The organism is Cytobacillus oceanisediminis, from assembly GCF_004366035.1.
Lineage (GTDB): Bacteria > Bacillota > Bacilli > Bacillales > Cytobacillaceae > Cytobacillus > Cytobacillus oceanisediminis_C.
In genome coordinates, this window is the sequence record NZ_SOEE01000007.1 from 252066 (window position 1) to 272128 (window position 20063).

The 20063-nt window shown below is 38.8% G+C and carries 19 protein-coding genes and 1 other annotated feature (1 of these 20 only partly in view); of the genes, 14 read left to right on the forward strand and 5 right to left on the reverse strand.

Going from position 1 to position 20063, the window contains the following annotated elements:
• Positions 1 to 84: a binding site (T-box leader), on the reverse strand; it reaches 134 nt to the left of the window's first position.
• Between the two features lie 614 nt (positions 85 to 698).
• From DFO72_RS18820 to DFO72_RS18845, 6 genes are all read left to right on the forward strand, one after another.
• Positions 699 to 2345 carry a peptide ABC transporter substrate-binding protein gene (locus DFO72_RS18820; RefSeq protein ID WP_113883337.1) on the forward strand — a complete coding sequence of 549 codons (1647 nt, stop codon included), beginning with the start codon at positions 699 to 701 and terminating at the stop codon, positions 2343 to 2345.
• A 95-nt stretch (positions 2346 to 2440) separates the two neighbouring features.
• Complete coding sequence (locus DFO72_RS18825; protein ID WP_113883336.1) at positions 2441 to 3376, forward strand: ABC transporter permease; 936 nt, start codon at positions 2441 to 2443, stop codon at positions 3374 to 3376.
• Complete coding sequence (locus DFO72_RS18830) at positions 3376 to 4293, forward strand: ABC transporter permease (protein WP_395858188.1); 918 nt, start codon at positions 3376 to 3378, stop codon at positions 4291 to 4293. Before DFO72_RS18825 ends, DFO72_RS18830 begins: the two co-directional genes overlap by 1 nt.
• Before the next feature lie 12 nt (positions 4294 to 4305).
• On the forward strand, positions 4306 to 5373 hold the full coding sequence (locus DFO72_RS18835; RefSeq protein ID WP_113883334.1) for an ABC transporter ATP-binding protein: 1068 nt from the start codon (positions 4306 to 4308) through the stop codon (positions 5371 to 5373).
• A 2-nt stretch (positions 5374 to 5375) separates the two neighbouring features.
• Positions 5376 to 6311 (forward strand): ABC transporter ATP-binding protein, encoded by a 936-nt coding sequence (locus tag DFO72_RS18840; RefSeq protein ID WP_113883333.1) that lies wholly within the window; start codon positions 5376 to 5378, stop codon positions 6309 to 6311.
• Positions 6312 to 6708: 397 nt separating this feature from the next.
• The gene (locus DFO72_RS18845; RefSeq protein ID WP_113883332.1) at positions 6709 to 7914 is read left to right on the forward strand and encodes a putative glycoside hydrolase; all 1206 of its coding nucleotides are present in this window, start codon (positions 6709 to 6711) and stop codon (positions 7912 to 7914) included.
• A gap of 115 nt (positions 7915 to 8029) precedes the next feature.
• Here the strand turns inward: DFO72_RS18845 and DFO72_RS18850 are convergent, their stop codons facing one another.
• Positions 8030 to 8218, reverse strand: coding sequence for a hypothetical protein (locus tag DFO72_RS18850; protein WP_113883331.1), 189 nt, complete (start codon positions 8216 to 8218; stop codon positions 8030 to 8032).
• A 247-nt stretch (positions 8219 to 8465) separates the two neighbouring features.
• Between DFO72_RS18850 and DFO72_RS18855 the strand changes: the two genes are divergently transcribed.
• The 5 genes from DFO72_RS18855 (at position 8466) to pepF (ending at position 14304) form a co-directional block, all read left to right on the forward strand.
• Positions 8466 to 9041 (forward strand): GNAT family N-acetyltransferase, encoded by a 576-nt coding sequence (locus tag DFO72_RS18855; RefSeq protein WP_113883330.1) that lies wholly within the window; start codon positions 8466 to 8468, stop codon positions 9039 to 9041.
• A 473-nt stretch (positions 9042 to 9514) separates the two neighbouring features.
• The gene (gene spxA / locus DFO72_RS18860; protein WP_009331204.1) at positions 9515 to 9910 is read left to right on the forward strand and encodes a transcriptional regulator SpxA; all 396 of its coding nucleotides are present in this window, start codon (positions 9515 to 9517) and stop codon (positions 9908 to 9910) included.
• Positions 9911 to 10325: 415 nt separating this feature from the next.
• Positions 10326 to 10988 (forward strand): adaptor protein MecA, encoded by a 663-nt coding sequence (mecA, locus tag DFO72_RS18865; RefSeq protein ID WP_009331203.1) that lies wholly within the window; start codon positions 10326 to 10328, stop codon positions 10986 to 10988.
• A 190-nt stretch (positions 10989 to 11178) separates the two neighbouring features.
• The gene (locus tag DFO72_RS18870; RefSeq protein ID WP_243856213.1) at positions 11179 to 12369 is read left to right on the forward strand and encodes a competence protein CoiA; all 1191 of its coding nucleotides are present in this window, start codon (positions 11179 to 11181) and stop codon (positions 12367 to 12369) included.
• A gap of 117 nt (positions 12370 to 12486) precedes the next feature.
• Positions 12487 to 14304: an oligoendopeptidase F gene (gene pepF, locus DFO72_RS18875; protein WP_113883328.1), complete on the forward strand. Its 1818-nt coding sequence runs from the start codon at positions 12487 to 12489 to the stop codon at positions 14302 to 14304.
• Between the two features lie 534 nt (positions 14305 to 14838).
• Here the strand turns inward: pepF and DFO72_RS18880 are convergent.
• From DFO72_RS18880 to DFO72_RS18895, 4 genes are all read right to left on the reverse strand, one after another.
• A complete protein-coding gene (locus DFO72_RS18880) occupies positions 14839 to 15714 on the reverse strand; it encodes a ClpXP adapter SpxH family protein (protein ID WP_113883327.1) in 876 nt (291 codons plus the stop codon).
• Positions 15711 to 16115 (reverse strand): globin, encoded by a 405-nt coding sequence (locus tag DFO72_RS18885; protein ID WP_113883326.1) that lies wholly within the window; start codon positions 16113 to 16115, stop codon positions 15711 to 15713. Before DFO72_RS18885 ends, DFO72_RS18880 begins: the two co-directional genes overlap by 4 nt.
• A gap of 458 nt (positions 16116 to 16573) precedes the next feature.
• Entirely contained in the window at positions 16574 to 17215 is a 642-nt protein-coding gene (locus DFO72_RS18890; RefSeq protein ID WP_113883325.1) for a lytic transglycosylase domain-containing protein, read from the reverse strand.
• 32 nt (positions 17216 to 17247) lie between these two features.
• Positions 17248 to 17838, reverse strand: coding sequence for a CYTH domain-containing protein (locus tag DFO72_RS18895; RefSeq protein ID WP_113883324.1), 591 nt, complete (start codon positions 17836 to 17838; stop codon positions 17248 to 17250).
• 225 nt (positions 17839 to 18063) lie between these two features.
• On the opposite strand from DFO72_RS18895, the gene DFO72_RS18900 reads away from it, so the two are divergent.
• The 3 genes from DFO72_RS18900 to DFO72_RS18910 all read left to right on the forward strand — a co-directional run bounded on the left by DFO72_RS18900 (position 18064) and on the right by DFO72_RS18910 (position 20007).
• Complete coding sequence (locus tag DFO72_RS18900) at positions 18064 to 18429, forward strand: hypothetical protein (protein WP_113883323.1); 366 nt, start codon at positions 18064 to 18066, stop codon at positions 18427 to 18429.
• Between the two features lie 119 nt (positions 18430 to 18548).
• Entirely contained in the window at positions 18549 to 19187 is a 639-nt protein-coding gene (locus DFO72_RS18905; RefSeq protein WP_113883322.1) for a GTP pyrophosphokinase, read from the forward strand.
• 25 nt (positions 19188 to 19212) lie between these two features.
• Positions 19213 to 20007 carry an NAD kinase gene (locus DFO72_RS18910; RefSeq protein ID WP_009331194.1) on the forward strand — a complete coding sequence of 265 codons (795 nt, stop codon included), beginning with the start codon at positions 19213 to 19215 and terminating at the stop codon, positions 20005 to 20007.
• Positions 20008 to 20063: the final 56 nt, after the last annotated feature.

Here is a 20063-nt window from a genome sequence, read left to right on the forward strand (position 1 = left end):
ATTTACCGGGCTGCCTGTTTGCACCTTCCACAGACTCTCTGTTAACCCTCAGTAAATGTACTACTCTTTTTTCATTGCCGACTAGATAATTAATTTTTATTTGTATTATATAATAAGTTAAACTATACGGATACAAAAATCAAGTTAATAAAAGGTAAAATGAATGTATCGATAGCCTCTATTTCAAGGCTGTATTTGACAATAAATGGGTGATGATTCCTATTAAAATAGCAAATAAACATAAAAAGAAAAATTTTTTTAAAATCTCAAAAATCTTAATTTATAAGACTTTTTGACGAAAAATGTCATACTCGATTGGATTGCATGTACAAAAAGCCACTTGCAATAAGTTTTTAAACTATTTATAATAAACGTAACAAACATAATCTTTACGATTTTGTTACATTTAAAACAAAACTATATCACTCCAGATAGCGAGAGTATGGTGCATATTGAGTAAGTTTATAGCTTACATCTTATAGATTACTCCTTTTAATCTGAATTATCAGAATATAGGGATAATCTATCTTTAAGAGAATATAAACTTGCTTTTTTTGTTGCCTTCTAAATAGTCTGCAAATTTTTTAAATTTAATTAACAGACTATTTGAGCAATATATCTGGGGCGCACAGTTGTGTTTTTTGTGAAAGACAAGCGTAAGGATATTGTTTGAGGAAATTAAATAGGGGGTTAATACCGTGAACAAAAGATTATCGATCTTTTTTAGCATGCTGCTTGTGCTAAGCATGTTCCTTGCTGCATGCAGCGGCGGCGGAGACAATGCTGACGGCGGCGAAAAAGGCGGAGACGACGGCGGAAAGTCTGATGTACCGCAGGAGTTAAGAGTAAACATCAACACTGAACCACCATCATTGAATCCAGGACTAGCAGAAGATTCAACTTCTGGAACTGTACTTCGTAACGTGTTAGAAGGTCTTACTCGCATTAATCAAGATGGTAAGCCTGAAAAAGCAATGGCAGACGACATCAAAGTTTCTGAAGACGGAAAAACTTATACATTCACAATTCGCGATGCGAACTGGTCAAATGGCGATCCTGTAATCGCTAAAGACTTTGAATATGCTTGGAAATGGGCATTAGATCCTGCAAACAACTCAACTTATGCATACCAGCTTTACTACCTTGAAGGCGCTGAAGCATTCAATACAGGCAAAGGTGAAAAGGATGCGGTTGGTGTTAAAGCTATCGATGAGAAAACTTTAGAAGTTAAATTAGTAAATCCGACACCATATTTTGAAGAATTGACTGCTTTCTATACTTATCTGCCAGTTAACAGCAAGATTGCTGAAGCTAACCCAGAATGGGCAACTGACGCTGGTGAAAATTTCACTACTAACGGTCCTTTCCATTTAGTTGAATGGGCTCACAGTGACAAGATCGTTCTTGAGAAGAGCGAGACATACTGGGATGCTGAAACAGTTAAGCTGGACAGCATTGAAATGATCATGATCAATGATCCTAATACTGAATTATCTATGTTTGACAACGGAGAACTAGATTGGGCTGGAGCTCCAACAGGTGCTCTTCCAACTGACGCTATGCAGGCACTTAAAGACGAAGGCCGCTTAGTTACTCAGCCAATCGCAGGTATTTACAATTACAAGTTTAATACAACTGCAGAACCATTTAATAATGTCAATATCCGTAAGGCATTTGCACATGCTATCAACCGTCAGGAGCTTATTGATAACATCCTTCAGGGTGAACAGCTTCCTGCAATGGCAATTGTTCCACCTTCAATGTTTGAAGAAAACGAAAAGGGTTATTTCTCTGATAACGATGTAGAAAAGGCTAAAGAATATTTACAAAAAGGTCTTGAAGAGCTTGGCTATAAAGATGCTTCTGAACTTCCAGCTGTAACTCTTTCTTACAATACTTCTGAGGCACACCAAAAGATTGCACAGGCAATCCAGGATATGTGGAAACAGAACCTAGGTGTTGAAGTAACACTAGATAATGCAGAGTGGAATGTATTCCTTGATAATGTAAACCAAATGGATTACCAAGTAGCACGTATGGGCTGGTTGGGTGACTTTAACGATGCAATCAACTTCTTAGAAATGTACCGTGACGCTGATGGCGGTAACAACAATACTGGATGGGAAAGCAAAGAGTTCCAGGATCTGCTTGCTAAATCTGCAACAGAAACTGACCCTGAAGCTCGCCAGCAGTTATTGAAGGATGCTGAAGCAGTCTTCATGGAAGATATGCCAGTTGCTCCAATCTATTTCTATACTAACAACTGGGTACAGGCTGAGAACCTTAAAGATGTTGCAGTATCCGGTCTAGGTGATGTCCAATATAAGTGGGCACACTTCGAATAAACATAGCTAAACTTTACGAAAGGTATATGGGATGCTCAATCCCATATACCTTCGTTTCTGATTAAGGCATTGTAATAAATTGGAGGTGTTTGACAATGGCGAAATATATTGGAAAACGCTTGGTGTACATGCTTCTGTCTCTTTGGATGATTGTTACAGCAACGTTTTTCTTCATGCGCATTGCACCCGGAAACCCTTTTGCATCTGAGAAAAAACTTCCTCCCGAAATTGAAGCAAACCTGAATGCCCACTTTGGGCTGGACAAGCCATGGTATGCACAGTATTGGGAGTATCTGGTTCGAATTGCCAATTGGGATTTTGGACCATCGTTCAAATATAAAAGCCAAACTGTAAACGACCTGATTAATGAAGGTTTCCCTGTTTCATTTCTTCTCGGAATGGAAGCCATTTTTATCGCCGTTGCAGTAGGAGTTCTATTAGGAATCATTGCGGCATTAAAACACAATAGGTGGCCGGATTACACAGCGATGATTGTAGCTGTATTAGGTATCTCTGTACCTTCCTTTATCATGGCATCATTCCTGCAATATTTCCTTGCAATAAAAATGGGTATTTTCCCTGTAGCACGATGGGAATCATTTATGCACAGCGTTCTTCCAGCCGTTGCACTGGCATCCACACCGATGGCTTTTATAGCCCGGTTAACTCGTTCCAGCATGCTTGAAGTTCTGGCGAATGATTATATTAAGACTGCTAAATCAAAAGGTTTAAGCAGGGGAGTAATTACAGTAAAACATACGATCCGTAATGCACTATTACCTGTTGTAACATATATGGGGCCTTTAACCGCAGGTATTTTAACTGGAAGTTTCGTTATTGAACGAATCTTCGGTATTCCTGGACTTGGTGCACACTTTGTAACAAGTATCAACAATCGTGATTATACGGTAATTATGGGTGTAACAGTTTTCTACAGTATTCTGTTGCTTGTATCTATTCTCCTTGTTGACATTGCATACGGAATCATCGACCCACGCATCAAACTTGCTGGCGGGAAGAAAGGAGAGTAATTATGCAGATTTCGAAGGATAAGTTCAAGTTAGTCGGAACACAGCTTGGTGAAGCTGAAAAAATTTCAAAACCAAGTCTTTCTTTTTGGAAAGATGTATTTATTCGATTTCGAAAAAACAAGCTTGCCCTGTTTGGATTAGTATTATTAGGACTGCTAATCTTCATGGCAATCTTTGGACCATATATGACTCCATATGATTATGCATCAAATGATCTGAGCAACAAAAACCAGCCGCCTTCTTCTGAACATTGGTTTGGTACAGATGATCTTGGCCGTGATGTATTTGCCCGTACATGGGAAGGGGCACGAATTTCTATCTTCATTGGAGTTGCTGCAGCTGTAATTGATTTAATTATTGGTGTATTTTGGGGCGGTATTGCCGGTTATAAGGGCGGACGCACTGACGAGGGTATGATGCGCTTTGCCGATATTTTATATGGTGTACCTTACTTATTATTAGTAATCCTGTTAATGGTTGTGCTTGGACAGGGATTGTCTACTATGATTATTGCAATGTCCATTACAGGATGGATCAATATGTCCCGTATTGTCCGCGGACAGGTGTTATCTCTTAAAAATCAGGAATATGTCCTGGCAGCCAAAACGCTTGGTGCAAATACAAACAGAATTATGGGCAAACACTTAATTCCAAATTCAATGGGACCTATTTTAGTCACAATGACGCTAACGATCCCTTCTGCTATTTTTACTGAAGCATTCTTAAGCTTTATTGGACTTGGATTAACACCGCCTATAGCGAGCTGGGGAACAATGGCCAATGATGGATTGCCGGCTATGCGTTACTACCCATGGCGCTTATTCTTCCCTGCTACGTTTATCTGTTTAACGATTTTTGCTTTTAACGTAGTTGGAGATGGCTTGCGTGATGCTCTGGATCCAAGAATGCGTAAATAAAGGAGTGAGAACATGGAAAAATTACTTGAAGTAAAAAATTTAGAAGTCTCATTCCAAACATATGGAGGTACAGTAAAAGCAGTCCGGGGAGTCAGCTTTGACCTTCATAAGGGAGAGACGCTTGCGATTGTTGGTGAATCAGGTTCAGGCAAAAGTGTTACTTCCCAGTCTATTATGAAGTTAATACCTATGCCGCCAGGCCGAATTTCAGGCGGGCAGATCCTGTTGAACGGTGATGACATCGTACCAAAAACAGAAAAACAAATGGAAAAAATTCGCGGTAAGGAAATCAGTATGATATTCCAGGATCCGATGACGTCATTGAATCCAACGATGAGAGTTGGAAATCAGATCATGGAAGTGCTGATTAAACATCAAAATATGACGAAGACTGATGGCAAAAACAGAGCAGTTGAATTACTGAGACTTGTTGGTATACCGATGCCTGAGAAAAGAGTTAATCAATATCCTCATGAATTCTCCGGCGGTATGAGACAGCGTGCAATGATTGCGATTGCTCTTGCAGCCAATCCAAAGCTGCTTATCGCTGATGAGCCGACAACAGCTCTTGACGTTACTATTCAGGCGCAAATCCTGGAGCTTATGAAAGATCTTCAAAATAAAATGGATACATCCATTATCTTTATCACGCACGACCTGGGTGTTGTTGCAAATGTTGCGGACCGTGTAGCTGTAATGTATGCTGGCCAGATTGTTGAGATGGGCACTGTGGATGAAATTTTCTATGACCCGCGTCACCCTTATACATGGGGACTGCTTGCATCAATGCCAAGCTTAGAAAATGATGATAAAGCTGAATTAGCTGCGATACCTGGAACACCTCCGGATCTGACAAATCCTCCAAAGGGAGATGCATTTGCAGCCAGAAATCAATATGCACTTGCAATTGACTTTGAAGAAGAACCGCCGATGTTCCAGATTTCAGAAACACATTTTGCAAAAACATGGCTTCTTCACCCGGATGCTCCAAAGGTTGAGCCGCCGGAAGCAGTAAAAAGACGTATGCGCCAATTATCCTCCACATTTGAAAATCCTGTATTAGTCAAGGAGGGAAAATAATAATGGCAGAAAAGTTGCTCCAAATTAAAAATTTAAAACAGCATTTTAATGTAGGCCGTCCCAATATGGTAAAAGCAGTTGATGGGATAACTTTTGATATTTATAAGGGAGAGACCCTTGGACTTGTAGGTGAATCTGGCTGCGGTAAATCAACTACTGGACGAACCATTATCAGATTATACGATGCAACAGATGGTCAAGTTCTTTTTGAAGGTGAAGATGTTCACGGCAAAAAGTCAGCCAAAGAACTAAAAAAGTTTAACCGGAAAATGCAAATGATTTTCCAGGATCCTTACGCTTCCTTAAATCCGCGTATGACAGTAGCCGATATCATTGCGGAAGGCATCGATATCCACGGGTTGGCAAAGAGCAAAAAGGAACGTATGGAGAGGGTTTATGAGCTATTGGAAACAGTTGGTTTGAACAAAGAGCATGCTAACCGCTACCCTCATGAATTCTCTGGAGGACAGAGACAGCGTATCGGGATTGCCCGCGCGCTTGCGGTTGACCCTGATTTCATTATTGCCGATGAACCAATTTCTGCATTGGACGTTTCCATCCAGGCTCAGGTAGTAAACCTTATGAAAAAACTGCAGCGTGAAAAAGGATTGACATATCTGTTTATCGCTCATGACTTATCGATGGTTAAGTACATCAGTGATCGTATTGGTGTAATGTATTTCGGTAAACTGGTAGAGCTTGCGCCAGCAGAAGATTTATATGCAAACCCAATGCATCCTTACACTCAATCACTGCTGTCAGCTATTCCGCTTCCGGATCCAGAAACGGAACGTTCCCGCAGAAGGAAATCATATGATACAGCAGTTCACAATTACGCTGAGAATGAAAAGCTGGAAATGCGTGAAATTACTCCGGGACATTTTGTTTACTGTTCTGAAAAAGAGTATAACGAATTAAAAGCTCAATATGCCAAATAACAAAAAACGATCTCAACTGAGATCGTTTTTTACATCTTGGAAAAGTAAGTGTTTGCTAAACTTATGTTAATCCTTTTTTATCGTAAAAGGAGTTACCAAGATGTAAATTGCTCAGTCATATATGTAGATAGGAGAAATATCTCTTTAACACGTTTATTCGCTAACGTAAGCTTTAGTATATAATACAACATTTTCTAGAATATTACTATTAGAATTTTCGATTATTTATATTTTTCCGTCAATTCATTTAATTAAGCAGCATTTTAATATTTTTTAAATATTATTGGTTTAAAGAATACTTATAAAGATAATTTAGTATATAGATAGTCTTAATTCAATGAAATATTTTATAATGGGTAACAGCAAGCAGAACTTTAATAAAGGAGGCATCACACATTTGAAAAAGTCAGTACATTTGACTGCTGCCTTAATGTTAGTATCAGGTCTATTCATTTCTGTCCAGCCGGGGCAGGCAAAAGAACGGGAACACCAGGAACCAGGCCGAAACCCACAAAGGGAACATGTTTCGCTTGTAAAGGCACTTCCAGAAAAAATAAGCCGTTTCCAATTTGATTCCGGCTATCATTTTCAATATCCTGATGCTGTAAGGGGGATATATGTCACCGGACATTCTGCAGGCGGCGCAAAGTTTAATAACTTGGTAAAATTAATGGAAGGTACCGATTTGAATGCGATGGTAATCGATATTAAGGACGATTGGGGAAATCTTACTTATATTCCCGAAGACAGCTCACCATATAAAGAGATTGGAAAACCTTACATAAAGGATACAAAAAAAGTCATGAAAGTCATGGAAGAAAAGCAAATTTATCCGATTGCCCGGGTAGTTGTTTTCAAAGATTCGGTCCTTGCAAATAAAAAGCCGGAATGGTCTTATAGAGAAGGAAATACAGTATGGAAGAATGGCAGAGGTGAATCATTTGTAAATCCATTTTTAAAAGAAGTTTGGGATTACAATGTTGGAATTGCAATTGAAGCTGCAAAAATGGGATTTCAGGAAATTCAATTTGATTATGTCCGGTTTCCTGAAGGATTTGAACACCGCGACAGCTCTTTGAAATACAGTATGGGTGAATATGAAAATCTTAAGATTGAAAATGTTCAAAAGCGTGTAAGCGCGGTCACAGACTTTGTTGAGTATGCAAGGAAGCAGCTTGAGCCATATGGAGTAAAGGTATCGGTTGATATTTTTGGTTACACGGCTACTCTTCCTGAAGCTCCGGGAATTGGTCAGAATTTTTCTGAAATCTCAGAACATGTAGATGTAATTTCTTCTATGATTTATCCAAGCCACTGGACTTCCTATTTCGGAATTGCCAAACCTGATCTTGAACCTTATAAGCTGGTTTCTGAATATGCAAAACTTGAGAATGGGAAGTTGCAAGAGTTGGATAGTCCACCTGTCTCAAGACCGTGGCTTCAGGATTTTACTGCTTCCTATTTAGGAGCCGGAAATTATAAGAAGTATGGAAGGGCCGAGGTTGAAGCTCAAATAAAGGCACTGAACGAACAGGGAATTAATGAATTCCTTTTATGGAATGCTGGTAATTCGTATACACCAAAAGTGGATTATACACCATAAAAGCCAGAAAGAGGCCGATTATTTTGGCCTCCTTCTGGCTTTGTTTATCAATTAATTAAGTTACATATCATTTGACACCAATCTTGAATACGGTATCATAGTATAGAGGCATAGGTTACTGCTTTTTCTTTCCGCCTACGCTTTTCCATCCAGTCTGCACCCTTGCAGATTGATCCACGAATTCGGATTTATTTTTACCGCCAAATACCTTTTCTCCAATACCATTAGTTAGTACACCTAATAAGGCAGTAAATCCAATTATGAGCAGCGCAACAAGTGTTAAATCAGTTATGTAACCAACCATGATAAACCTCCATCTTTCTTTTCACAGTTTCCTGTGATTAATGTATAAACATCCCTAATATTATTTTATTCGAAACTTTCCAGTATTAAAAGGGGTAATTCCACAAATACTTTATCTGATTGGAAATAATATATAAGGCTAAACTTAGAAGTGAGTGGAAAGGAAAGCTGGGAGCTTATCATGCTGGAATAAATATTCATGCTCTAGAGACGGTTTACCGTTTGTGAGCAAAAAAAGGAGAAGATCCATGCATTGGTATGAAAAACTGAATCAATATTTCCCAATTGAAGAAATGAAGTCCAGAGAACACATGGAAACCTTATTAAAGGAACGGTCAGACATTTATCATAAAGATGAAGGTCCACACCATGTTCTTATGTATGTGGAACTGGATAACTTTGTGTTTATTGATTACCTGTTTGTTTCGAAGGAATCCAGAGGACAGGGACTTGGCCATAAATTACTTCAAAAGCTGAAGGCCAAAGGCAAGCCGATCATTTTGGAAGTTGAACCGGTTGATTATGAAGAGACGGATACAGAAAAGCGCCTTCGGTTCTATAAAAGAGAAGGGTTTGAGCACGCACAATCAATTGGATACAGCCGCCGGTCTCTTGCAACCAATGAAATCAATTCAATGGAAATTCTATATTGGTCACCTGAGAATGAAAGTGAAGAAATGATTTATGAAGCCATGAAGAAAACATATGAAATGATCCACACATACAGAGATGCACATTTCTATGGGAAGTCCTATCAGCCTGTAGAAGAGGTCCTGACCTTTGAGGAAAATAAAAATGGGACGGATGTTTTGGAGGATCTTTAAGAATTGGGAAAACACAGCCTTTTTTGTAAATGGCTGTGTTTTCATTTTCATTTATTAATTGAGAAAATATTATTATCTATTTAAGGTTTAATCAAAATTCATTAGGGTAAATATAGAGTAATTTAGTAAAAATAAAATAATTTAATACATAAATTCCCTTGAGCAAAAAGCTTAAGAAACTTTATGGAAGAAATTATAGCAAAAAATATATAAAAAAATGAAACTTTTTGCTTGTTCATTCGTCTTATTAAGTAGATTCTAATTCTTAATCCATTTGTTTAATAAATGTTTAATACTTTTATCATATTTATAAAAAGTTATACCAAATAGATATTGTTTGGTGTATAATAAATAATATAAATTCCTTGATTAAAGTAATTTTAATCTAGAAATCTCTAGAAATATTTAATTAAACAAATCTAAATCTCAGATTGTTTCATATATGTCTAATTTAAGGAGTGTGAATTTGTAAAATGGTCACATTATACACTTCACCAAGTTGTACATCTTGCAGGAAAGCTAAATCATGGTTAGAAGAACATGAGATTGCCTATAAAGAAAGAAATATCTTCTCAGAACCGCTATCTATTGATGAAATTAAAGAAATTCTGCGCATGACTGAAGATGGAACCGATGAAATTATTTCTACTCGATCAAAGACATTTCAAAAGCTTGATGTAAACCTTGAATCAATGCCTCTCCAAGACTTATTTGAGCTGATCAAGGAAAACCCTGGGCTGCTTCGCCGTCCGATCATTCTTGATGAAAAACGTTTGCAGGTTGGATATAATGAAGACGAAATAAGACGTTTCCTTCCGAGAAAAGTTCGCACCTACCAGTTGCGTGAAGCACAGCGCATGGTTAATTAACACCGGTTTGATTTAAAACTGAACATTAGCTCAAGTCCAGATTGTTAATGTACAACCGCATTCAATTATACTTAAAATTAAGAGGCCTTCTTTCTGTTAACAGAAGAAGGTCTTTTTGTCTGTTATGTGAAAAAGAACAAGGAAAATGGATATAATAAGGGAATATATAGTTACAGTCAAATTAGATAAGAATGAAACCTTGCGACAATATAGGCATTTAACGGTTTTTCTAAACATACGACTTTTTAATTCCCTTTATGCTCAATTTGTCATAAAATAAAAGTACAAGGTACAAAATACAGTTTACCTTCAATTAAATCGGGGATTAACCAATTGATTTACGGGTAAATGGATAACACATGACTGCTGGGGGTATTTAGTCCCTTCAATCATAGCCAGAAGGGAGAGTTGCTGCATGGAAATCGAACGTATTAATGATCATACAGTTAAATTTTATATTTCTTATCTTGATATAGAAGAAAGAGGCTTTGACCGTGAAGAGATTTGGTACAATCGTGAGCGGAGTGAGGAACTCTTTTGGGAAATGATGGATGAAGTCCATCAGGAGGAAGAATTTCTAGTTGAAGGACCTTTATGGATTCAGGTTCAGGCATTGGATAAGGGTCTGGAGGTTCTTGTAACAAAGGCCCAGCTTTCAAAGGATGGTCAGAAGTTTGAACTTCCTGTCCCGGATGAAAAAGTGAAAGATTTGCCTGTGGATGAGCATATAGAGGAAATGCTGGATCATCATTTCCGTAAATCCGATGAAGATGAGCCTGGATATGAAGGCGATCTTGAGTTCTTATTATCTTTTAAAGATTTTGAGGACGTTATTTCTTTATCAAAGCGGTCAATTCTTGATTCCATTACTACAAAGTTATATTCCTTTGAAGGGAAGTATTATTTATTCGCGGAGTTCCCTGAAGAGCTTTTTGAAGAGGATGATATAGATAACATGCTGAGCATTCTCCTGGAGTACGGGCACGAAACGAGCACAACTATTCACCGTGTAATGGAGTACGGTAAACTGATTATAGAAAATGATGTTTTTGAAAATCTGAGAAAACACTTTAAATAGTAAAGCAAAGCCGATTTCATTTTTGAAATCGGCTTTATTTTGTTAAGCGTTCGTGTTTAGAAACTGTTTCATTGCAGCTATGAACATAAGCAGATGGCTGCATAAAAAATCTCAAAAAGAATTTCCGGATTATAAAGGAATTTAGCAATTAAATAAAGAACATTTAGCTTAGAAAGGAGATGATCATTTGTTGGTTGCCGAAACAGAGAAAGGGGTTCAAATAAGTCTTATTGGTTCACAGAGTTTCCCGGATTTACAAAAGTATAGGGAAAAGCACACTTTTTTCTGCCCAGAATGCAAAGAGGAAGTAATTATGAAGATTGGTAATAAGAGAATCCCTCATTTTAGCCACAAAAAGGGTTCTGAATGTCCAGAAAGCTATGAAAGGGAGTCTGAATACCATATTTCTGGAAAGTTACTTTTGTTTCAATGGCTTAAGAAAAAAGGGTTAGATCCAATTCTGGAGCCATACTATCCGGACATTACCCAGCGGCCAGATATAGGTGTCCAGTATGAAGGGGTAAATTATGCTCTTGAATTTCAATGTTCAATCATCTCAGAAGAGTTATTTAAAAAACGGTCAGAAGCATATTTTCAGTCAGGCATAGTTCCAATGTGGATACTGGCAGGAAAAAATATTAAGCGCATTGGGAAAACAAAAATTTCTTTATCTGGTTTCCAGTACTTTTTTCTTCGGCAAACCCCTTCAGGCAGATGGGTAATCCCTTCATTTTGCCCCAATACCAAGTCCTTTATCAATGTCCGCCAAATCCATCCCCTAACAGTCAGAAATGCCTGCGCACATTACGATGTGAAAACAATCTTCCATGCTGATCCAGATTTTTTATTTGATCCATATTTTAAAAATGAATTAAACATAAGTGAATGGAAAAATGAAATTCGAAAAATAAAGAATTTCCTGGCTCAAAATAGCAGTGCTTATAAAAATAACTTTCTTCAGGATTTATACTCCCGTTCAATTGCTCCTGCTTTACTCCCACCTGAAATCGGCCTTCCTGTCCGTCATTCTCCTTTTATAGAAACCCCGCCCATACAGTGGCAGACTTACTTGTACATGGATGTCATCGGCAAAGAAAGACCGTTTTCTCATGCGCGAATGGTTGCAGCCTTTCGCAATAGGGTAAAGAATAGTGATATTAAGGTCAGGTCAATTCCACTAATTCACACCGGATCTGAATTCCTGGCAGTTAAAGAATATCTGGATATCCTTATTAACTTAAATATTGTTAAGCAGACAGGAAACGGTCTATATAAAAGAACTGCGCCATGTGGAGAGCCTGATAATTCCTACTGTCTTCTCCAAAGAGATGAGGATTTTTTTAGAGGGATCACGCAAAGCATTTTGCAGGTCAATAAATGAAAATGATCTATTTAACATAAAATAATCAAAGATTTGCACATTCGCTCTTGAAAAGAAGGAATTTGTTTCTTGAAAGAGAAGATAGTGTAATGGGACTTTTGAATGGAGGATGAATGAATGGCTAATGAGACAACTGTAAAGAAACTGCCCGCAAGGAATGAGATTTCACCAGAAGACACCTGGCGTTTGGAGGATATTTTCCCTTCTGATAAGGATTGGGACAAGGAATATAATGAAGTGCAAAAGCTTATCCCAAATGCAGGCAAGTATCAAGGCAGGCTTGGAGAAAGTGCTGAAACATTATATGAAGCGCTGCAGTTCCAGGATCATTTACTCTCTCGCCTTGGGAAGCTTTATACATATGCCCATATGCGTTATGACCAGGATACAACAAACTCATTTTATCAGGGCCTGGATGACAAAATTAAAAATTTATATTCAGAAGCTGCAAGTGCACTCGCATATATTGTTCCTGAATTGCTTGCTGAAGATGAAGAGAAGATTGCCGGTTTTTTAGAGGACAAAACGGAGCTGCAATTATATAAACATTCCCTTGAGGAAATTAATCTCCAAAGGCCTCATGTATTGACTGCTGAGCAGGAATCCCTCCTTGCCCAGGCTTCCGAGGTGCTTGGGGCTTCAAGCAATACATTTGGCATGCTGAATAATGCTGATTTGGAGTTTCCGTCCATTAAAGATGGAAATGGTGAAGAGGTCGAAATTACTCATGGAAGATTCATCCGTTTTCTCGAAAGTGATGAGCAGCGTGTCCGCCATGATGCTTTCAAAGCGGTATATGAGACTTATGGGAAGTTCCGCAATACTTTCGCAAGCACTCTAAGCGGAAATGTTAAAAAGGATAATTTCAATGCAAAGATCCGGAATTATGAATCTGCGCGCCATGCTGCTCTTGCTGCGAACAATATTCCTGAAAGTGTTTATGAAAATTTAGTAAACACCATTAACGATAACCTGCATTTGCTTCATCGATATGTCAAACTCCGCAAAAAGGTTCTCGGTGTCAAGGAGCTTCATATGTATGATCTTTATACTCCTTTGGTGAAGGAAGTAAAAATGGAAATCCCATACAAAGAAGCAAAAGATCTAATCTTAAAAGGGCTGAAGCCGCTTGGCGGGGACTACTTAACTATTCTAAAAGAGGGCTTTGAAAACCGCTGGGTAGATGTTCATGAGAATAAGGGCAAAAGAAGCGGTGCCTATTCATCGGGAACATATGGCACGAATCCATATATACTGATGAACTGGCAGGATAATGTAAACAATCTATTTACCCTTGCTCACGAATTTGGGCATTCTGTTCACAGCTATTACACAAGAAAATATCAGCCATATCCATATGGAAATTATTCAATTTTTGTCGCAGAGGTTGCATCCACATGTAATGAAGCCCTCTTAAATGATTATCTGCTCAAAACAATAGATGATGATAAAAAGCGTTTGTATCTGCTTAATCATTATCTTGAAGGCTTTAGAGGAACTGTTTTCCGCCAGACAATGTTTGCAGAGTTTGAACATCTCATCCATCAAAAGGCACAAAACAATGAAGCTTTGACTGCAGATTCATTGACTAAAGAATATTATGAGCTTAATAAGAAATATTTTGGGGAAGAAGACATTGTTATTGATGAAGAAATCGGCCTGGAATGGTCCAGAATCCCGCATTTCTACTATAATTATTATGTTTATCAATATGCAACTGGCTTCAGTGCCGCAACTGCATTAAGCAAGCAAATTCTTCAGGAAGGCCAGCCTGCAGTTGACAGATACATTGAATTCCTGAAATCCGGCAGCTCAGATTATCCAATTGAGGTGCTAAAGAAAGCCGGTGTTGATATGACGAGCAGCAAGCCGATTGAAGATGCCTGCAAAGTATTTGAGGAAAAGCTTAATGAAATGGAAAGCTTGCTTTCCTAGAAAAGCCGCAAGCAGTTCATAAAAGGTGCCAGGAGTTTGTCTGGCACCTTTTATGTATTGTTCAAAATCCCTTAAATCTCCTTCGGTCATTCAAATATAAAAATAGGATCAGGAGAGAAATAAATAAAATAGGTGAAGTGATGAAAATAGGGATAAGTTTCATCAATCCGAAAATATTTAAAATAAAGGAGAGCAAGATGAGCATCACTATCAATAATACAGGCAGTTTTTTCATATTGCATTCTCCTCCTTGGCAAGGTTTCATCCCTATTATTTTATGCGGTTGTCCAGACAGTCATGACTTGATTTTGACAATATTGTGAAATGAGGCACAAACTTATTGTCGTTGTTTGTTACCTCATTATATAATACAAATGTGAAGTTGATCACATGCAAACATTTACCCCTTTTGTTTGGACGTGAAAAATTTCTCCCATCCCCTTTGTTTGTATAAAACCCGAAAAAGCCGTGCGTATGAACTGCATGGTTTTTTCATTGAAAAAAATAAAGCTGTGCATTTTGCACAGCTTTACATTAACCTAAATATCTCCAGAAATTACCGTATTTTGCAGGTGCATATTCAGCTATTTGTTTTAGCTGAAGCTTTTTCATTTCCCTGTTCACTTCGCTGTCTGACATATTATATACAACAGAGATTTCCTTGCTGGCCACTAGCTTAAAGTATTTTAAGAAATATTCCAGTGGCGGCAAAGGAGCACGTTCAGGTTTAGCAGGAAGCATTTCCTCCAAAATCTGTTCATAAATTTCATAGGGATAATAACCGGTGACTTTGATGCCTTCATCTTCTATATTTTCATTAAAAAAGACAAGAGTGGGTATTTCTTGAACATCCATTTCAGAAGTGATTTTTAAATCACATTGGAAAGCCTTTGCTGCACTATCTGAATGAATATCAGAAACAAATTCTACGACATCCAGACCGACTTCCTTAGCACAATCCTTTAAAACTTCAAAATTAGACACATTCTGCTTTTCAAGAAATAAAACCTCCTGAAGCTTGCGTAAAAATCTGATGCCGGCTTTTCTCCCTTGCAATTCCGCAGCTTTAATTGCAACCGAAGCCAGGTGGGGTGAAGAAATCGGATTTTCGAACCAGACGTTCCCGTCACAGGACATTCCAGAGCGGCTTGCTGTTTTCTCCCACAAATCAGCAATGTTCTCGTAGTTTTGCCTTTTCCCCATATTTAACGTTGCCAGCCTGCCGCTTAATACATGCTTTATGGAAAAATAGCGGCCATATTCAATCAGGAGCTTTTTTAAAATTGGCTCCAAAGCCCAGCATTCTGGGCAAAGGGGATCAACAAACATATAGACTTCTATTGGTTTTTTTTCACTGCCGTGGCAATGTGGAGATGTAAGCTTGTTTGCATTAGATTCTGGCTTATTCACGAGCTTTCACCTTTCACGCCGTTTTCAGGTGTATTGATCATATGCTGGGCAGTGAGCACAAGCCTTGCAAAAAAGTCTTCCCTCAAGCGCCCATCAAGCCTAATTTCGTCCATTGCTTCATTCATGCATGAAAGCCAGGCCTTTGCCCGCGTTTCCGTTATGGGAAAAGGCATGTGCCGAGCACGAAGCATCGGATGTCCATGTTCTGAAGTATATAAAGGGGGTCCCCCTAAATACTGGGTCATAAACTGCTTTTGTCTTCTGGCTGTCTCTGTCAGGTCATCTGGAAAAATAGGAACGAGATCAGGATGTTGTCCTACGCGCCGGTAGAAAGCGTCAATTAGCTGGTGAAGCTTTTCCTCACCAATAGCGTCGAAGGGAGTGTGCATTTTCTCGGCCATATTTAAAACTCCTTTTATGAGTTAATTCGTTTGTAAAAAAAACTTCCTATTTAATATTGAGAGATGTGATCTCTTTATATTCTATCAATGAGGGATTTATATCTCAAACAAATAGCTTACTCAGCCCTTTTGCCCGCTTTTTGATTCTTTTTTAAAAGAAAATGTAAAAATTCTGAAGCAGATAACTGTCTAGTGCAGCCCCACCTCGAGGTAAGGCACCAAGGATGGGGGGTCATGCAAACGTTGCCACAGGACAAGAAAACTGCGGCAGCGATACATCGCACGACCGAAAACGGCAGCTTTTGGGAGGACGTGCCGTTCTTAGTCTGCGCTCCTTCGTGGGCAAGGCGCTTGCGCTTTTCTTATAGTATGGATTAAGCACATGCCGTCAATCCGAAACATTCGCCGAAAAGGATATGAAAAAGCCGCCCGGTAAATTCGGGCGGCTGAAATTAGCCTTAAGCCATAATGGAAGAGGTCACTTTCTTTATGTAATTCAGTGTTTCTCTAAAAGGGGGGACTCCTCCGTATTTATCTACATTTCCAGGTCCGGCATTATAGGCAGCCAGTGCAAGTTCTACATTATCAGCATACCTGTCCATCATTTGCCGTAAATATTTGACTCCGGCAAAAATGTTCTCGGCAGGGTCGAAGATATTTTCAACGCCAAGCCCCTTGGCTGTATCGGGCATAAGCTGCATAAGCCCGGAAGCACCTGCATGGCTGACTGCATTCGGATTAAAATTTGATTCCTGTTTAATGACTGAATTGATCAGGTTAACAGGTACATTAAACAGATCTGAAGCTTTTTGAATCAGATCATCAAAATCACTATTTGAAGTTTCGGCAAATTTGGTTAGTTTAAGGGGCGGAAGAGCTGCAGCTTTAAGGGTATCTGTTTGTAAAACACTAAAATAAGGTTCCAGAGACGCAACTGCCCCCAGTCCTCCTTTTACTTGATGTGATGAACCGGAATTTTCCGTAACTAACCCGGCCAACAGCTCTTGAAACAGAGGGTTTGAAGTATTCGTTTGCTTAGAATTATTAAAACCTTGCAGTGCCTGCAGCTCTATCAATATTTTCAACTGATTTACGTTCATTGTATTGCTCCTTGGCAAAAGGTGTACTTCTATTAATCCTTTTGCTGTCTGTATTTTTCGCTATAAAACCTCTTAATTTTATTTTCGGTCTTCCTGACAGGAATGTTAAGCTGTTTGAGCAAATTATGAAAAATCAATTCACCTTCATTCCTGTTATCCACTTCATATTCTAACTCAAAATCTTCCTTATTTAAATATCGGCTGTGATCAAGAACAGCCACTCCTTTCATGTATTCTTTCTCTGCACGTTTTGTTGCGAGAGTACCAAAGTACTGAAGTTTATCTGTCTTTATGCCCAGCTCCTTTAGGGATCTTATTATCAGTTCAGTGGGAATTTTCCCAGTCTGGATCATCTCTGCAGCTTCGGACTCAGTAAGATTTTCATTGGTCTCCAATAGTCCTTCAGGGTGGGGCTGTTTAAGAGTCAATTCAAATGAGCCATTTTTCTGTCTGATCCTTAAGGCACTTCCTTTAGCCTTCAATAAAAAATCCGGTGTATCAAAGTAATGATTCTCCTGTTCGGAAAAATCCTCTCTCCTTATGTTCAAAAAATCTATTAATGAGGAAAATTCCTCTCTGGTGACCATATTTTTAAATTCAATTTCAATATTTTTGTTAGACAAGCCACTACACCTCAGCTATAAGTAATTTCCTGTATTATCTCCTTAATCAGGATGGACTTCAATCTTTGAAGTTTTTTTTATTTTTGTGATAAAGTCATCAGGGGAGTTTGCTTCATGTTTAACTGAACTTTCGAGGTGCAGGACTGTGGCTGTGAAAATTGAATCAGGGGTTTTACTGTCCATAAAATCTGCGATAGAATAGGTAATGACAATGGAGGTAGAAAAATGAAACAGAAACTTACAGTTGTAAATGCAGAATGGATTGAAAATGAATTAATCTTGGAAATAGATGCTGGAACAGTCTCAGGCTTAACAGCCATGCAGCAAATATTGGCTGATTCCGACAACCTATCATTTATTTACATAGCAGAACAAAATGATGACTATACATATATTTCGCTTCCTGAAACAGTCTGGCCGGAACTAAAAAAGGCACTGGATGGCCAAATGCGTGTTTTTGCTTCTGATCGTAATCATGTTCGCATTGAACTGGCAGGCTTTCATGAGGAATTAGGAGATTTAGTAGAAAATATCCGCGGGAACAGCAATTATGGAAATGAAATGGTAGAAAAAGTAGAGAACTTATTTTAATTAAATGTTTGAATAACGAAAAACTTGGATAAAGAGATAGGCTGTGTTACCCCCTCTCGAAGTCGGGGGTGGTCGAGGCGCTTGCGTTTTCTAACTTCGGATATTTGGTGGTGTTGCAGGTGAAGCATTGGGATTTATTTTTGGCGCCATATAAGCAGGCGATCGAAGAATTAAAAATAAAGCTAAAAGGCATGAGAAGCCAATTTGAAATGGATTCTACCCATTCTCCGATTGAATTTGTTACTGGTAGGGTAAAGCCTATTGCAAGCATTCTTGATAAGGCAAACCAAAAAGGCATTCCTCTCGACAAATTGGAATCTGAAATGCAGGATATTGCCGGTGTTAGAATGATGTGCCAATTTGTAGATGATATTAAGAGAGTGGTTGAACTATTAAGACAAAGAAATGACTTTGAAATTGTTGAAGAAAGAGATTACATATCTCATAAAAAAGCAAGCGGTTACCGCTCTTACCATGTCGTGATCCGCTATCCTGTTCAGACAATAAAAGGAGAGAAGAAAATCCTCGCAGAGATTCAAATCAGAACGCTTGCCATGAATTTCTGGGCCACGGTTGAACATTCGTTAAATTATAAATATAAGGGCCAATTCCCTGAAGATATCCAGATGAGGCTCCAGAGAGCGGCAGAGGCTGCTTTCAGGCTTGATGAAGAAATGTCACTCATTCGCGGTGAGATTCAGGATGCCCAGGCATTCTTTACAAGGAAAAAGGAAAAGCAGCAAAAGGGAGAAAACTAACGTATAAAAGAGGAGCTTGGATAAGATGAAATTTGCCATTACCTCAAAAGGAGATTCAAAATCTAATACACTCATGCACAAAATGAGAACCTATTTATTGGACTTCGAGCTTACATATGATGAAGAAGAGCCTGATATAGTCATATCGGTAGGCGGGGATGGCACCTTGCTTTATGCCTTTCACCGATACAGCAGCCGTCTGGACAAGACCGCGTTTGTTGGTATACATACAGGCCATCTTGGGTTTTATGCAGATTGGGTGCCGGAGGAAATCGAAAAGCTTGTCATTGCAATTGCTAAAACCCCGTATCAGGTGATTGAATATCCGCTCCTGGAAGTGATTATCCGCTACCAGCATGGCGGCAAAGAAACCCGCTATCTTGCATTGAATGAATCAACTGTCAAAGCGGTGGAAGGCACTTTAGTAATGGATGTGGAGATACGCGGCCAGCATTTTGAACGGTTCCGGGGAGATGGTCTTTGTGTTTCTACTCCATCTGGAAGTACAGCTTATAATAAGGCGCTGGGCGGTGCCATCCTGCACCCTTCCTTGCCTGCCATCCAGCTTGCTGAAATGGCTTCCATTAATAACAAGGTTTTCCGTACAGTGGGCTCTCCGCTCGTACTGCCGGCACACCATACATGCATGCTGAAGCCTGTGAATGAGCCGGATTTTCAAATTACCATTGATCATTTGACTCTTCTTCATAAGGATGTAAAATCAATACAATTCAGAGTGGCAGATGAGAAAATCCGTTTTGCCAGGTTCAGGCCATTCCCATTCTGGAAAAGGGTTCACGATTCATTTGTCGCTGATTGAAAAAGGAACTATTCAGTATTTAGAATCGCTTATTTTAATAAGCCCGTTACTTCTTA